The organism is Pseudomonas sp. HLS-6 TE3448, from assembly GCF_053629555.1.
This window is the reverse complement of record NZ_JBRJIO010000001.1, coordinates 4,147,494-4,162,999: the sequence shown is the minus strand read 5'-3', so window position 1 is coordinate 4,162,999 and position 15,506 is coordinate 4,147,494. Positions and strand designations below refer to the sequence as shown.

The 15,506-nt window shown below is 60.7% G+C and carries 14 protein-coding genes; 7 read left to right on the top strand and 7 right to left on the bottom strand.

Annotated elements, in window-relative coordinates:
* Window positions 1–492 precede the first annotated feature (492 nt).
* The gene (locus AB7M23_RS19005) at window positions 493–858 is read left to right on the top strand and encodes a GNAT family N-acetyltransferase (RefSeq protein ID WP_454241701.1); all 366 of its coding nucleotides are present in this window, start codon (window positions 493–495) and stop codon (window positions 856–858) included.
* Window positions 859–1,083: 225 nt separating this feature from the next.
* Here AB7M23_RS19005 and AB7M23_RS19000 read toward each other — a convergent pair whose 3' ends face one another.
* Window positions 1,084–2,436 (bottom strand): hypothetical protein, encoded by a 1,353-nt coding sequence (locus AB7M23_RS19000; RefSeq protein WP_454241700.1) that lies wholly within the window; start codon window positions 2,434–2,436, stop codon window positions 1,084–1,086.
* Window positions 2,437–2,813: 377 nt separating this feature from the next.
* Here AB7M23_RS19000 and AB7M23_RS18995 point away from each other — a divergent pair, with 377 nt between their 5' ends.
* Complete coding sequence (locus tag AB7M23_RS18995) at window positions 2,814–3,095, top strand: DUF3303 domain-containing protein (RefSeq protein ID WP_065757618.1); 282 nt, start codon at window positions 2,814–2,816, stop codon at window positions 3,093–3,095.
* Between the two features lie 107 nt (window positions 3,096–3,202).
* On the opposite strand, the gene AB7M23_RS18990 is transcribed toward AB7M23_RS18995, so the two are convergent.
* From AB7M23_RS18990 to galB, 3 genes are read right to left on the bottom strand one after another with little or no spacing between them, the layout of a single operon-like run.
* Window positions 3,203–4,279: a 4-oxalomesaconate tautomerase gene (locus tag AB7M23_RS18990; RefSeq protein WP_099775031.1), complete on the bottom strand. Its 1,077-nt coding sequence runs from the start codon at window positions 4,277–4,279 to the stop codon at window positions 3,203–3,205.
* Between the two features lie 2 nt (window positions 4,280–4,281).
* Entirely contained in the window at window positions 4,282–4,998 is a 717-nt protein-coding gene (locus tag AB7M23_RS18985; protein ID WP_102051587.1) for a 4-carboxy-4-hydroxy-2-oxoadipate aldolase/oxaloacetate decarboxylase, read from the bottom strand.
* A complete protein-coding gene (gene galB, locus AB7M23_RS18980; RefSeq protein ID WP_102051588.1) occupies window positions 4,995–5,729 on the bottom strand; it encodes a 4-oxalmesaconate hydratase in 735 nt (244 codons plus the stop codon). Before galB ends, AB7M23_RS18985 begins: the two co-directional genes overlap by 4 nt.
* A 157-nt stretch (window positions 5,730–5,886) precedes the next feature.
* Between galB and AB7M23_RS18975 the strand changes: the two genes are divergently transcribed.
* The gene (locus tag AB7M23_RS18975) at window positions 5,887–7,095 is read left to right on the top strand and encodes a LysR family transcriptional regulator (RefSeq protein ID WP_454241699.1); all 1,209 of its coding nucleotides are present in this window, start codon (window positions 5,887–5,889) and stop codon (window positions 7,093–7,095) included.
* Between the two features lie 39 nt (window positions 7,096–7,134).
* On the opposite strand, the gene AB7M23_RS18970 is transcribed toward AB7M23_RS18975, so the two are convergent.
* The 3 genes from AB7M23_RS18970 to AB7M23_RS18960 all read right to left on the bottom strand — a co-directional run bounded on the left by AB7M23_RS18970 (window position 7,135) and on the right by AB7M23_RS18960 (window position 11,161).
* Window positions 7,135–8,382, bottom strand: a complete 1,248-nt coding sequence (locus tag AB7M23_RS18970) for an OprD family porin (RefSeq protein ID WP_454241698.1) — start codon at window positions 8,380–8,382, stop codon at window positions 7,135–7,137.
* 153 nt (window positions 8,383–8,535) lie between these two features.
* The gene (locus AB7M23_RS18965; RefSeq protein WP_454241697.1) at window positions 8,536–9,798 is read right to left on the bottom strand and encodes a gallate dioxygenase; all 1,263 of its coding nucleotides are present in this window, start codon (window positions 9,796–9,798) and stop codon (window positions 8,536–8,538) included.
* A 25-nt stretch (window positions 9,799–9,823) separates the two neighbouring features.
* The gene (locus tag AB7M23_RS18960; RefSeq protein ID WP_099776685.1) at window positions 9,824–11,161 is read right to left on the bottom strand and encodes an MFS transporter; all 1,338 of its coding nucleotides are present in this window, start codon (window positions 11,159–11,161) and stop codon (window positions 9,824–9,826) included.
* 384 nt (window positions 11,162–11,545) lie between these two features.
* Between AB7M23_RS18960 and AB7M23_RS18955 the strand changes: the two genes are divergently transcribed.
* The 4 genes from AB7M23_RS18955 to AB7M23_RS18940 all read left to right on the top strand — a co-directional run bounded on the left by AB7M23_RS18955 (window position 11,546) and on the right by AB7M23_RS18940 (window position 15,496).
* Window positions 11,546–12,769 carry an SfnB family sulfur acquisition oxidoreductase gene (locus AB7M23_RS18955; protein WP_102051590.1) on the top strand — a complete coding sequence of 408 codons (1,224 nt, stop codon included), beginning with the start codon at window positions 11,546–11,548 and terminating at the stop codon, window positions 12,767–12,769.
* 26 nt (window positions 12,770–12,795) lie between these two features.
* A complete protein-coding gene (locus tag AB7M23_RS18950; protein ID WP_099775017.1) occupies window positions 12,796–13,461 on the top strand; it encodes a methionine ABC transporter permease in 666 nt (221 codons plus the stop codon).
* 98 nt (window positions 13,462–13,559) lie between these two features.
* Window positions 13,560–14,330 carry a MetQ/NlpA family ABC transporter substrate-binding protein gene (locus AB7M23_RS18945; protein ID WP_330523340.1) on the top strand — a complete coding sequence of 257 codons (771 nt, stop codon included), beginning with the start codon at window positions 13,560–13,562 and terminating at the stop codon, window positions 14,328–14,330.
* A gap of 38 nt (window positions 14,331–14,368) precedes the next feature.
* Window positions 14,369–15,496, top strand: a complete 1,128-nt coding sequence (locus tag AB7M23_RS18940) for a methionine ABC transporter ATP-binding protein (protein ID WP_454241696.1) — start codon at window positions 14,369–14,371, stop codon at window positions 15,494–15,496.
* The last annotated feature ends 10 nt before the right edge of the window (window positions 15,497–15,506 follow it).

Below are 15,506 nucleotides of genomic sequence, written 5' to 3'. Positions count from 1 at the left end.
GGCCAATACCTTTAGATGATATTCGTCACGTTATGACGCGAATTGCTCCCTGCTCTGGACGGCTCCTTGATAGCCTTAAGGTGCGGGTCAACACGTCTGGTAGCAGATTGCTGCGTGTGCGCGGTAGAAAAAATACTAGTTCGTGAGTGCCAGGCTTGAGCGGACGATATCTCTCAGGCGTTTTGTACGGAGTGATGCTATTTATCATTTCTAGGAAAGCAAGTGGGATTAAGCCCGAAAAGCTTGATGCACGACATTCTGCGGTCAGCAGAGCCTACGATACATCACTCGTGGGGGAGAACAGCGAAAGTGACAGCCTGAAAAAGACCTTACGCCATCACGCCGTCATTCACCTGACCACCTGTTTGCATGCGACGTGACCACTGCATTCGCAACCATCATCGTTGATGAGTAATGGATGCAGCTTGCCTTGCTCAGTTTCGAGCTGTGTTCCGGTATGGAGAGTCTTGCTGGTAATGTATGGAGAACGGAATGACGATCCTCGCAACGGAAATTGTTGGCAAGCAATTGGAGCGCCTTCGCACTGCCCTGGAATCCGCTGACTTACCAGCAGACGATATTGAGCTGCCAGGCCGTACCTTTTTTGAGTTCACGCTGAATGGTACGACGGTCGGATGGGGAGGGTTTGAAACCTATGAGGCGGATGGATTGCTGCGGTCAATAATCGTTGATCCTGCATATCGATCAAAAGGCGTTGGGGTATCGCTGCTTCAGCTCATTGAGCTAAAGGCAGCCGAACTAGGCGTTACTCGATTGCACCTGCTAACTACAAATGCCTCAGGTTTTTTGAGCAGCAGGGATATGAGGTACGTCAACGAGGCTCTGAGCCGCCTATGATCTCTCAAACAGAGCAGTTCAGAGACCTATGTCCTGGCTCAGCTGTCTATCTGTGTAAAAGAATATGCAAGGCAGTAAGCGATCGATAGGCCTCCCCGTACTGGGTTATGCCGGTTAGGCGGTGCCACGACCGTCTACTTTGGCTCCCAATGCCCTTGGCTGACCGCCTGGCACTGTGCGGTCCGGCTGGGTTTCAACGTTATGGGCTGGAGGCCTGCCTATGCGTCAACCTGCTCTTTGTGGGCCTGGATACACAGGAGCAAAGCCGCCGCCCAACGTACGGAAGTTGGTTGTCTGGCCTTGGTATAGCCGTGCGGCCACTGACAGTACCTCGCCAGCATAGGCGTAGTTACGAACGTCGAACTTCAGCACTGAGACTGTCGTTTCGGCTGATAGGGTTCTTTGGCCTGGCAGGATCAAGGCTTGGGCTACATAACTACCTGCAATAATCTCCTGCCAGACCCGCTGGGTGAGCTTGTCACCACGGTAGGCTGCCCGGCTGCCAAATCCGGTGCAAGGTTTGAAGAACAGCCCCCGGCGCTCCTGCCAAAGGCGCTCAGCATTTTCTGCCGTAATGACTTCGGTATGCGGAATGCTGGTCAGTAATAGATCTTGGGTCGCTTGTGGAACCTTCCATGCGTTCAATCGTTGGGCATCACAGAGTAAGGCCAAATTGCGTTTGTCTGCGTATAAGGCATGGGCTTGCGGGTGTGGTGTGAGTAGCGTGGCTCGTTCAAGGTAGGCTTGGCGCAGTGTGGCATTGCCAACGGCCTCGAGGGAAAAGTCGGTTAAACGGTTGTAGACCATGTCGATGGCCAACTGTTCATGCCAAAGCTGTCCATCCCTCAGGCTCAGTTCGGAGGGGTCGACGATCACTGCTTCTATACCGTTGCGTTGGAACAACTGCTGGAACAGCAGGAACTCTGGGTACAGGTATTGTTGCTTGGGCGTCTCATCGACAATGGCAATACTGCGCAACGGTTTGTCCCGCCCATACTGTGACCACTCCTGACGAAACATTGCACTAATGCTGCTCTCAATTACCTCAGCTCTTCTTGATGGTGGCAGCAACTGCTCTATAGCCGGGCAGCAGGCGTGCTGCGCTCTTGATAACACTGCATTGAGCATCGCCCCACCCGCATTGGTGTTGATCTCGATCAGGCCGAAATTGTTCTGGGTGACATGGAAGTCATACCCAAAGAACACTCCCTTGGCCCCACCTGGGTCATGTCGTGCGATAGCAGGAGAGTGAGCCAGCACTTCCTCTCGGTAAGCCGGGAGTGCAACGACTGATTCGACCGCGCGCACGACCTGCGCCATTCGATCCAAGTGGGCTGGTGCGATAAAGACCGGATGGGCGGCAAATAGGTGGGGGCAGCGTTGCTGCACAAGCTCAAACAAGCCAGGCTGACCGAGAGTCGACTCCAGGGTCTCGCGCAGGGCGTCTTTATCCAGGCTGATGCAAAAACACTGACTGTTTAGGGTTTCGATAGGCACTCCTGCAAGAGCCGCCGCAGCGGCGGCCGTCGAAAGAAACGCTGCGTCATTGTCGGGCAAGGGTATAACCAACTTAGGCATCGCTGTTTCCCCAAGGGCTGGTCAATGACACGCCCCACCTGTCGCGCTGATTACAACCTTGGTATCCCAATACTTGTCGTCAGAGTGTACTCGCAAGCCATGCGCTGTGCGCTCCACAAGCATTCAGCGCTCGGGTGGCAGAAGTAAAGCACACTGGAGCTGCCAGCGCTGCGGCGAGGAAAGAGGATCAGTGGTCGTACGGTCAATGCTCGCGGCTGCTATGCCTTCACAAGGGAGCAGTGTTTCAGTTCACTCAGGAGCAATGTACAAACGGTACAAACGGTACAAACGGTACTAACCGCAGCGTATCTGGGTTGTTATGCAGGCTCGGTGCGCGAACCGAAAAACAGGTGCCAATCCCTGGCAGGAGGTGGCCGATGTTGTTCATTGTCAGTTGGTCAATTTCGTCGGAACGTCGTAACGCGGCAATCGAGCGGTTTCTCAAGACGGGAGGCGCTCCACCCGCAGGTGTGACCCTGCTGGGGCGCTGGCATGCCATCGGGCGCATGACCGGTGTCGGTATCGCAGAAGCCAGCGATGCCGCGCTGATGCAAAAGTGGGCACTTGAATGGACGGATCTCATGAGCATGGAGATTCACCCTGCACTGACCGATGAGCAGGCGGCGCCGTTACTCGCCGCAGTGATCGCCAACAAATAGCCCGTGACGGGCACGATGCCGCTGGCAAAGGTACCGTCGGGTCGCTGAAGCCCAGCGCTCCCTTTGCTGGCTGGCATGCAACCACAGTGCGACCCCATCGTTCATGCTCACTGCTGCGACAGCGATTCCGGTACACAGACCCTTCCTTCGAACAACAGCCTGGCGGTACGGATCAGGCCGCAGCCGGCGATCTGGCCGTTGTGCAGGCGGATCTCGACGCTGAACTCGCCGGTTGGATGCTCCACCGATATACGCTTTACCTCACCGCCCGGTAGGTGCGCGATGGCGTGTGCGACAGAACCTTCGATCAGGCAGGCGGTGGCCGCACTCACGGCCCCGAACACGCCGATAGCGGTATGGCAGCGGTGGGGGATGAACGAGCGGGTGCTGATGGCACCCCCCGACTGCGCCGGCGCGACCAGGCACATTTTCGGCACATTGCGCGCGCTGACGTCACCCAGGTTCATGCGCGGTCCTGCCTGCAGGCGGATCGACTCAAGGCGGGCCTTCAGCAGTGTGTTTGCGTCTAGTTGTTCGGGGCTTTCCTCACCACTGCAGCCCAGGTCTGCAGCGCGCACCAGCACGACCGGCATGCCGTTGTCGATGCAGGTCACTTCGACGCCGTCGAAGACATCCCGCGCATTGCCGGTTGGCAGCAGCGCGCCGCAACTGGAACCGGCGACATCCGCGAACTCGATGAGTATGGGCGCGGCCTGACCGGGTACGCCGTCGATCCGGGTTTCCCCGGCGTAGCAGATGGCACCGTTCGGTGTCGGTACCTGCGCGACCGCGACTTGTCCGGTGTTTTCCATGAAGATCCGTACCGGGGTGATGGCTGCGTGAATCGCGACCAGCCCCTTTTCGATGGCGAACGGACCGACACCCGCAAGAATGTTGCCGCAGTTCTGGCCGTAATCCACCCGTGGTTCATCCACCAGTACCTGAGCGAACAGGTAGTCAACGTCGGCATCGGGTCGGTCAGACGGCTTGATGATCGCGACCTTGCTGGTGAGCGGGTCGCTGCCTCCGATGCCATCGATCTGGCGTTTGTCCGGTGAGCCCATGACCGCGAGCAACAGGCGGTCGCGCTGTGTCGGTTGGCTGGGCAGGTCGCTGGCCAGGAAGTAGGCGCCCTTGGAGGTGCCACCGCGCATCAGCAGGCAAGGTATACGTACCTGGCTCATGCTCAGCCCTCCAGTTCATCCAGGCTATCGACGTAGCGCAGGCCCTTTTCGGCCAGGCGCTGGCGCATGTTGTAGAGGTCCAGACCGAGTTCGCCATTGGCCAGGCGTACACGCTTTTGTTCCTCCAGGTCGGCGCGTTTGCGCGTGGCCTCTACGACCTGATGCACCTCGTTGTGGCGTACGACCACGACGCCATCGTCGTCGCCCACCAGAACATCCCCGGGGTTGATCAATTGGCCGGCGCAGACCAGCGGCAGGTTGACCGAGCCCAGCACTTCTTTCACCGTGCCCTGGGCGTTGATGGCGCTGGACCAGACCGGGAAGCCCATCTGACGCAGTGTGTGGCTATCACGGATGCCGGCGTCGATCACCAGTGCGCGTACACCGCGTGCCTTGAGCGAGGTGGCGAGCAAGTCGCCGAAATAGCCGTCGGTGCAGGGTGAACTGGGTGCCACGACCAGGACATCGCCTGGCCGGCACTGTTCGACGGCGACATGAAACATCCAGTTGTCGCCCGGCGCCACCAGTACCGTGACGGCTGAGCCGCTGATCGACACCCCTTGCTGGATGGGCCGCAGCGACGCGCCGAGCAGCCCCTTGCGCCCTTGTGCTTCATGCACCGTGGCTACGCCGAAGCGCCCCAGTTCGTCGATCAGCGCGGCGTCGGCACGGGGGGCGTTGCGTACGACAATCCCGGTTTTTCCGATCAGTGCGCTCATGCCAGGTGCTCCGTAACCCGTGGAAAGAGGCTCTGGTAACCCTCGGCGTAGACAATGTTGCGACTAGAGGTGATGCCGACATTGCGTTTGGCCTGTACGCCCCGCTGCAGTGCCACGCGGGTGTAGTACTCCCAGAGGTGTTCCTGACCGGCCATGCACTGGATCGCAGCGTACTTCTTGTCCCAGACCTCCGTGATGTCGAGGAACACATCCGGGCGCCACTCGCACTGCTCTGGTTGGTGCGGCTCGAAGCTGTAGACCGGCGGTGCCCCGAGGATTTTCTCGCCGGGGTTGTAGCCTTCGGCCTGGGCGATGATGCGCGCCTCCTGGGTCAGGTTCATGGCCAAGGGGTGGTCATAGTTGTAGGGGTCCTTCAGCGAGTGGCTGAGGACAAAGGCCGGTTGCACGCGACGGAACACATCGGCCAGGCGAAACAGGGTGTCTGTATCGGCACGCATCGGGTAATCGCCGATGTCGAAAAACTCGACGCTGGCTCCCAACACCTCTGCTGCTGCCAGGGCTTCGTCACGGCGCACGGCCTTGACCCGCTCCTCGCTCATGTCGCCCTTGCGCCACAGCTTGGCGGACTCACCGCGTTCACCCATCGACAGGCAGACGATATGTACGGCATAGCCTTGTGCGGCATGCAGGGCGATGGCGCCGCCTGCGCGCCAGACGAAATCGGCGGAATGTGCGCTGACGACCAGTGCGGTTTTCTGTACATCGATCATGGCGAGGTGTCCTCCTGCTTTTTGAAAAGCATGTCACTCAGCGCCACTGGCGAATAATGCGTTCAGTTGTTCGAGGTATGCGTTTTTCTTATTGATGTCCTCAAGACGCAGGGGCATAGTTCCGCCAGCATGAGACTTCCAGAAGGTATGAGCACGAATGTTGGCTGATGAGCTTCCAAACCTGATGCAGGTGCGAGCGTTCGTTCGGGTGGCTGAACTGGGCAGCGTGTCGAAGGCCTCCGAGGCTGTTTACCGGGCGCAGTCGGTGGTCACGCGGGCAATCGCCGAGCTGGAGGCGCGCCTCGAGGTGCCGCTGTTTGAGCGGCATGTCAACGGCATGCGCCTGACCGACTATGGCGCCCGGGTGCTGCCCCGAGCACGGCGTGTTCTGGCGGAGCTGGAGACGGTGCCACGGCTATTGGAGGGGGCAGCGGGCAAAGCGGTCGAGCCGCTCTACCTGTTCCAGGCCCGGCGCTTGCAGGTGTTCGTCAAACTCTGCGAGACCTGCCACATGCAGACGGTGGCGCGCCATTTTGGCTTGAGCCAACCTGCCGTCAGTGCGGCGCTGAAGGTGCTGGAGGGTGGTTGTGGGCAATCGCTGTTCGAGCGAACACCACGGGGCTTGCAACCGACGCGGGCCAGCCACGAGATTGTCTTTCCGATCCGTCGTGCGCTGAACGAACTGCGGCATATTCAGGCCGATATCACCGCAATGCGCGGCACATTGCAGGGTGTGGTGCATGTCGGCGCGCTGCCGTTGGGGCGTACCCGCATACTGCCGGACGCCATCGTTCGGCTCACGGCCGCGCACCCCGGCATTCGCGTGATCACCAACGAGAGCCCGTTCGACCTGCTGGCTACCGAACTGCGGGCCGGCGATGTCGATTTCATTCTGGGGGCCTTGCGTTCGGCCGACTATGCCTCGGACCTGGTCGGCGAGGCCTTGCTGACGGAGGAAATGGTCATACTGGCGCGCCGTGACCACCCGCTGTGCAGCGTGCCGGTTGGACGCGAAGCGCTCAGTGAGGCGCACTGGGTGTTGCCACGGGGCGGCTCGCCGGCGCGGCAATTGTTGGACGCGTGGTTCACCGACTCGGGCCTGGCCGTGCCCTGGCCGGTGGTCGAAAGTGGCGACTTGGCGATCATTCGCGGGCTGTTGCTGCGCTCGGACATGCTGGCCATTGTGTCCGCCCACCAACTGGAGCAGGACATTGCCTCGGGGGCGCTGTGCATCCTGCCGGTGCAGCTGAAGCAGACCACCCGTGCCATTGGCCTGACTTACCGCAGTGGTTGCCTGCATTCGCCCGCCGCGCAGGTCATGATGACGATCATTCGCCAGGCGATTCGCGAGCAGGTGGATGGCTAACAGGCCGGCCGAACGTTCGGCCAGCCTGTTGCGGGTGGATCAGAGCAGGCTGAGCGGATAACTGATGATCAGACGGTTCTCGTCGAAGCTGTTGGTGCTGCCCCAGTCACGGCGGATGCTGGAGTTGCGCCATTTGACGTTGAGGGCCTTGAAGCTGCCACTTTGCACGGTGTAGGTCAGTTCGCTCTCGCGGCCCCATTCGGTGCCATCCGTGGTGCTGCTGTTATGCACGTCGGTGCCGTGAATGTAGCGGGTCATGAAGGTCAGGCCCGGTACGCCGAAACCGGCGAAATCGTGGTCGTAGCGCAGTTGCCAGGAGCGCTCCCTGGCGTTTTCGTAGCTGGAGTTGAAGCTGTCGTTGGCCAGCACGCCGCCACTGGTGCCGTTGACGCGGAACCACTCGTCTTTACCCATGACTTTCTGCAGCCCGACATAGAAGGTGCTGGCGCCGTACTTGGCGGAGAACAACCCGGAAGCGGTGCGGTTGTCCAGTTCGCCAGCCCGCGCGCTGCCGTCTTCCTTGCCCCAGAAATAGCCGAGGTTGGCGCCCAATACCCAGCGCCCCAGCGGTTGTGAGTGCTGCAGTTGCAAGTATTGTTGCTGGTAGATGTCCTTGAGTTCGGCGTTCCACAGGCCAATCAACGTGCGGTCCTGATTCAGCCGGTATTCGCCGCCCGCAAAGTTGAACCGGTCAGTGGTGTACGCGGTACGGGTGAACAGCGACAGGTCTTCCATGCTGGCGTCGTTGCGCGGGCTGTTGCCGCGGATTTGCCCGCCGTAGAGGGTCAGGTGGTCGATTTCCCGCGAGCTGATCTGGGCGCCCTGGAAGGTCTGCGGCAGTGACCGTGCATCATCGGCGCGCAGGATCGGCAGCACGGGCATCCACTCGCCGACTTTCAGTTCGGTTTTCGATACGCGGGCCTTCGCCGCAAGGGCCAGGCGTCCATAGTCGTCTGCAGGCCGACCGTCGTCATGTACCGGCAGTAGCTGGGTGTTGGTGGTGCCTTTGCCGCTATCGAGCTTGAGGCTGTACAGGCCGAGTACATCCAGGCCAAAGCCGACGGTGCCTTGGGTGAAGCCAGACTTGGCGTCGAGAATGAAGCTCTGCGTCCATTCTTCGGCCTTGCCCTGTCTGGTCTGATCGACGAAGTTTCGATTCAGATAGAAATTTCGAAGAGTCAGTGTCGCACTGGCGTCATCGCTGAAACCCTCTGCGAACCCCTCCAGTGGCAGTGCAGATGCAATCGCCAGGGTGCAGAGCAAGCGAGGGGTGACGGTTGTTTTCATTGTTGTTGTTCTCCGTTTTTTGAGCAAAGCGTGGCCCGCCGCCCCGTTGCAGGGCAGGTCGAATGGGGCTGTTGCAGGGTTGGCCTGGGCGGGCGCTGGTGCAGCGGGTGGGGGTAGGGGCCTTCGCCTTTTCGCGCTGGCCCCGCCCATGGATCAGCGTGCGGTTTTACCTGCTACCGAGTACAGCACTTGCTGGTTGCGGGTTTTCATGAAGTCTTCCAGGCTTTGCCCGCGCATGGCTGCATAGACGTGCAGGTTGGGGATGCCGAGGACGGCGGCGAGCTTCTCCAGGACGAAGAAGATCGCGCCGTAGTGAATCAATCCCCGCCAATCACGTCGGCGCAGCAGGTCGCGTTCTTCTTTGCTCAGCCCGGCTTCCTCGAACAGGGTTTCGGGTGCGTCCAGAAAGCGCTGGCGCCAGTTCGGTTCGATCATGCGGTGCAGGAACTTGTTCAGGCGATAACCCTTGGCACTGCGTTCCAGTGTGAACGGGTAGGTGCCTTCCAGCTTCTCGATACCGGCCAGTTGACGGCCCATGTGTTGCAGGTGACGTGCGTTCAGTTCGGCCGGCACTGGGCGCGCCTGGTTTTCCAGCAGCAGCGTGGCGATGCCGGTCATGGAGGGCAGGTAGTAGTCGTAGTGCAGTTGCTTCACCGTCGATGACAGCGCGCCGCGCATGATCAGCCAGGTGATCACTTCTGCACCCTCCATGCCGCCGAGCGTGGCGTATTCGGCCAGGGTCATTTCACTCAGGCGCACCGGGTCGTTGACGAACAGGTCAATGAACTGGGCATCCCACTGCGGGTTATTGAAGCCGCAGCGCTCGCCGTGCACCTGATGCGACACACCGCCGGTTGCCACGATCGCAACCTTGAGGTCTTGCGGGTAGCTCTCGATGGCGCGGCGCAGGGCCTGGCCCAGTTTGTAGCAACGCGCTGCGCTGGGAACCGGGAACTGCAGGACGCCGACCTGAAGGGGGACGATTTCCACTGGCCAGTCGGGTTCACAGGGTAGCAGGGCCGACATGGGCGAGAAGAAACCGTGATCCAGCGGTTTGTCGCGGAAAAAGCCCATGTCGAACTCATCGCTCATCAGGCTTTCGCCGATGTGCCGTGACAGTGCCGCATGGCCCCTGATGGGCGGCAGCGCACGTGGGTTGCCACCTTCATCAGCCACGTCGTAGCGCTCGTCGACACCCAGGGTGAAGGCGCCGTAATGGTCAAAGAAGAACGATGTGACATGGTCGTTGAAGATGTAGAACAGCACATCGGGTTGCTGTTCCTTCAGCCAGGCCTTGATCGGCTCGAAGCCTTGGAAAATCGGCGCCCAGGCTGCCTCGTCCTGTTTATCGTGATCGACTGCGAAGCCGATGGTTGGGGTGTGCGAGACCGCAAGACCACCAATAATACGTGCCATGTGAGTTTCCTTTAAACGAAGCGGATCATTGCGCGATCAACGTCTGGTTGGCGCGGCGCCTTGCCTGACCGTTGGCCAGAATCGCCAGGGCCGCGATGAAGGCCGGCAAGCCAAGGAGGGTGAACAGGGTGGGCAGGCCCAGCCCCAAGCTTAGAATCACGCCACCGATCAGCGAGCCGAAAATTGCTCCGAAGCGACCGATGCCGAGCATCCAGCTGACGCCAGTGGCGCGAAAGTCCGTTGGGTAGTAGTTGGGCGCAAAGGCATTCAGGCCGGTTTGCGCACCGCTCATGAAGAAGCCCGCGGCAATCACGCCCACGGCCAGCAAGTTCGACTCCAGGCTCAAGGCCCCAAGCAAGAGAATGAAGGTGCCTCCCAGGGCATAGGATGTGGCGATGACGCCGTTCGGGTTGCGGCGGTCCATGATCCAGCCGACGACGATGGCGCCGACGGTGCCGCCGATCTGGAACAGGCCGGTCAGGGTGGCTGCCCGCTCGATGCTCAGGCCGCTGTCACGCAGCAGTGTTGGCAGCCAGCCCATGGTCAGGTAGATCACCAGCAGGCCCATGAAGTAGGTCATCCAGAGTGCCAGGGTACCTAGGCGATAGCGCTCACTGAACAGCATGCGTACAGGTGCTTTATGCTGGGCCTTGGGTTCGGCAACGGTAAAGCAGGTGTTCGCATCGAAGGTGCCGCCCAGCCGGTTCAAGACCTTGGCGATCTGGCTCGCGGGTGCATTGCGCGCCGCCAGGAAACGCGCCGACTCAGGCAGCAGGAACCAAAGAGCGGGCAGGAGCAGCAAGGGCAGAATACCGCCGGCCATCAGTACCGATTGCCAGCCATGCAGAGGGATCAGCCAGGCGGCCAGCAGGCCACCGGCACCCGAGCCCAGGTTGAACCCGGTGAACATGAGGGTGATCAGCAGTGAACGATTGCGCTCGGGGAGGTATTCCGAGAGCAGGGTCGTGGTGTTTGGCAATGCCGCGCCCAGCGCGATACCGATCAGCAGGCGCAAGGCCGCCAGCTCATAAGGGTTGCGGGCAAATGCACAGCCCAGGCTGAGGAGGCTGAAGCCGGTCACGGCGAAAACCAGTACCCGCTTGCGCCCGAAGCGGTCGGCGTAGGGGCCGGCGGTCAGGGCACCTATTGCCAGGCCCACCATGCCGGCACTCATCACTGGGCCGAAGGCCGCACGGGACAACCCCCATTCCTGCATCAGCGAAGGGGCGATGAAGCCCATGACCGCGACGTCGAAGCCGTCGAACAGGACAATGAGGAAGCACAAACCGAGAATAAGCCACTGGTAGCCTGTCATGGGCCGGTTGTCGATCCACGCTTTCACATCGACAGTTTGATTGAGCATGCGCATTCACCTTTTGTTTTTGTAGTGGTGAAAATTCCGCCGGGCATTCGAAAACACTGATGACCGGCAGGAATCACCTGACCGCATCGCGGAGTGGGGTGAGTCTACGGCTGCAGGCCGTGGGGCGGCCTCTTGGAAATCTTTAAGCGGGTATCGCTTTTGTTTATCGCGGGGTTTTGCTGCGTAGCAGTACGCGGATCCCTGGCGAACTGTTCGCCAGGCAACAGGCACCCAACACTTTGTTGCTTTTTACACTGCTTGGATTTCAAAAATAATCATAAGATACTGAAATATAAGGATAAAAATACTGGCATGGCTCCTGCATTGCCTCATCAAAAGGCCGCCGAAGGTGGTGGCCGACGATGAGTAAGCCGTGAGGAACCTATGCCGAACACCCTGACCAGCGCGCACTACCCACTTTCCGAGCCGGATGCGCATGTGATCCGCAGCGATGCCGAAGCCATTGCCGTTGCGCACAAGGTTGCAGCTTTCCTGCTGGAGGGCGACGCCGAGCGTGATCGCCAGCGCCAGGTGCCCGCCGAGGTGGTGGATGTGTTCTCCAACAGCGGCCTGTGGGGTATTACCGTGCCCAAGGCCTTCGGTGGCGCTGAGGTGTCCTACGCCACCCTGGCCGAAGTGATTGCCATTATTTCCGCGGCCGATGCGTCGCTGGGGCAGATTCCACAAAACCACTATTGCTTGCTCGAAGACATCCGCCTGCAGGGCAGTGAGGCGCAAAAGCGCTTTTTCTTCGGCCTGGCGCTCAAGGGCAATCGTTTCGCCAACGCACTGTCCGAGACGGGCGGCAAGACGGTACAGGACATCCAGACGCGCTTTACCCACGATGGCGAGTCCATCGTCATCAATGGGCGCAAGGGTTACTGCACCGGTTCGCTCTACGCTCACTGGCTGGGCGTCTTGGCGCTGGATGCCGAGGGCAGGGCGCACCTGGCCTTTGTGCCACGCCACACCGATGGGCTGACCGTGGTCGATGATTGGGCCAGTATCGGGCAGCGTAATACCGCCAGCGGTACGGTACTGGCGCAGAACCTGCGGGTACCGGCGTTCAATGTGTTCCAGACTTACCGCTCTTACGAGAACCCGACCCTGGCCGGGCCGTTTGCGCAGATCACCACCGCCGCCATCGATGCCGGTATTGCCCAGGCTGCGCTGCGCGACACCGTGCGCTTTGTGCGTGAGCATGCGCGGCCATGGATCGACGCCGGGCTGGCCAAGGCCAGTGAAGACCCGCTGACTATCGTCCAGGTCGGCAACCTGAGCATCCGCCTGGAGGCTGCAGAAGCATTGCTGGAGCGCGCCGGCAAGGTCATGGACAGCGTGCGGGCGGCGCCGGACGAAGACGGGGTGGCACGGGCTTCGGTGGCCGTCGCCAAGGCCAAGGTACTGACAACGGAAATCGCCCTGGAAGCCAGTAACCGTCTGTTCGAACTGGGCGGCACGCGTTCCTCACTGGCCCTGCACAACCATGACCGGCATTGGCGCAACGCCCGCGTGCATACCCTGCACGACCCGGTGCGCTGGAAGTACCACGTGGTGGGCAACTGGTTGCTCAATGGGGTTAAACCGCCACGCCATGACTGGTCGTAGGGCGGACTGCACTGGGGAGTGAAGGGATGAACGAACTGTTCGCCAATCTCAATGGTGGGGAAATCGCTCAGGCCTGCCTCGATACCCTGACCATGCTCGGCGCTGCGCTGAGCTTTACCGTGCTGTTGGGCTTGCCGTTGGGGGTGTGGCTGTACCTCACCGGCAAACAGCAGCTGCACGAAACCCCGGGTGTGTACCGCGGCCTGTCGGTGCTGGTGAACACCCTGCGTTCGTTGCCGTTCATTATTCTTCTGATTGTTCTGGTACCGGTAACCACGCTGTTGACCGGTACTTCGCTGGGCGTGGCAGGCGCCATTCCGCCGCTGGTGGTGGGCTGCACGCCGTTCTTCGCCCGGTTGGTGGAAACCGCCCTGCGCGAGGTCGACCGAGGCCTGGTCGAGGCAACCCAATCCATGGGCGGCAGCACCTGGCAGATCATCTGGCACACCTTGCTGCCTGAAGCACGCACCGGGCTGATCGCTGCCGTGACCGTCACCGCCATTGTCCTGGTGGATTACACCGCAATGGCCGGGGTGATCGGTGGCGGTGGCCTGGGCGATCTGGCCATTCGCTTTGGTTATCAGCGTTTCCAGACCGATGTGATGGTGGTCACCGTGCTTTTGCTGATTGTCCTGGTGCAGGCCCTGCAGGTCAGCGGTGACCGGTTGGTGGTGCGTTACAGCCGACGCTGAAAAATATCCTCCCGAGTGGCAGCCGGGTAGTGCTGCCAACTGTGGCCCCACGTCCACCCCACGACGGCCAATCCTCTACTGTTCAAGGAGTCACTGTAATGAAAAAGGCTATTGCCATTCTGGCTGCCGTGGTCGCGTTCAGCGTGCAGGCGGGTGAAAAACTGGTCGTGGGTGCTACCCCGGTTCCCCATGCGGAAATTCTCGAATTCGTGAAACCGGCACTGGCCAAGGAGGGCGTCGATCTGGACATCAAGGTGTTCTCCGACTTCATCCAGCCCAACCTGCAACTGGCAGAAAAGAACCTCGACGCCAACTACTACCAGTACCGGCCGTTCCTCGACGAGTTCAACAAGACCCGCCACACCAACCTGGTGCCGGTGGTCGGCGTGCATATCGAGCCCTTTGGCGCCTATTCAACCAAGATCAAGGACTTGTCGGAACTCAAGGACGGCGCCTCGGTGGCGATACCCAACGACCCGGTCAACACAGGCCGGGCATTGGTACTGCTGCATGAAGCTGGCCTGATCAAACTGAAAGACCCAAGCAACACCTTGGCGACCCAGCGCGATATCGCCGAGAACCCGAAGAAACTGAAGATTCGTGAGCTGGAAGGCGCACTGTTGGCGCGCTCGGTAAGCCAGGTCGACCTGGCTTTCGTGTTTGCCAACTACGCCCTTGAAGCCGGTATCGACACCAGCAGTGCGCTGATTGTCGAGAAGGGCAAGGACCTCTACGTCGAGTACCTGGTCGCCCGTCCGGACAACCTGCAGAGCCCGGCCGTGCAGAAACTGGCCAAAGCGCTGAACTCGCCACAGGTGCGTGAATTCATCCTTGCCCGTTACAAAGGCCAGATTGCCCCAGGGTTCTAAGCCCTGTCGGCATCGTGGCTGTCAGGAAGCCCATTCAGATGACCCAGTACACTGCACTCAAGGTTGTACCTGCTGATCTGGCGCCGGCGCCCTCCGCCCGTCGCGGGGCGCAGGTGAGCACCCTGCATGAACCGGCGCATATCCGCCTGCAAGGGGTAGGCAAGCACTACCCGGGCAATCCCCAGCCAGCGTTGAGCAACCTGAACCTGGCAATTCGTCACGGTGAGGTATTTGGCATCATTGGCCGTAGCGGCGCTGGCAAGTCATCGCTGATTCGCACCCTCAATCGCCTCGAGCAGCCGAGCAGCGGTCGGGTGCTGATCGACGATCAGGATATCGGCCTGTACAACGCCGCGCAGCTGGTGCAGTTGCGGCGGCGAGTGGGCATGATTTTTCAGCACTTCAACCTGATGTCGGCGAAAACCGTCTGGGACAACGTGGCACTGCCCTTGCGCATGGCCGGGGTGGACAAGACGCAGATTGCCAGCAAGGTCAGCGAACTGCTGGCTCTGGTGGGGTTGCAGGACAAGCATCAGGCCTACCCGGCGCAACTGTCCGGAGGGCAGAAGCAGCGCGTCGGCATTGCCCGTGCCTTGGTGCACCAGCCGCAAATCCTGCTTTGTGACGAGGCTACCTCAGCCCTCGACCCGGAAAGTACTCAGGCAATCCTGGCCCTGCTGCGCGATATCAACCGCCGCCTGGGCCTGACCATTGTATTGATCACTCACGAAATGGAAGTCATCCGGGCGATCTGCGACCGGGTGGTCGTGCTGGAGCGCGGAGAGGTGGTGGAGCAGGGCGAGGTCTGGCAACTATTCGGTGACCCACAGCATGAGGTCACCCGCACCCTGCTGGGCCGTCAGCTCAGTGACGTACCTGCCGATCTGCAGCAGCGGTTGCACGCTGGGCCGGGCGCCGTGACGGATGAGCGGCTGTTGAGCCTGCAGTTCAGCGGCCACCGGCACGAGGTGGACCTGCTGGCGATTGCCCGGGCTCTGGGGCCCCAGAGCCGTTTGCTGCACGGCGGCGTCGAGCGTATTCAGGGGCGCGCCCAAGGGCGCTTGCTGATCGGCGTGCCGGTTCAGGGCGATGCCGAGGCGCTGATCGCAAAAGCGGCGACGCTGGCCGACCGGGTGCAGTTGCTGGGGTACCTCGCGCCACGCTGAAGGGGCTTGC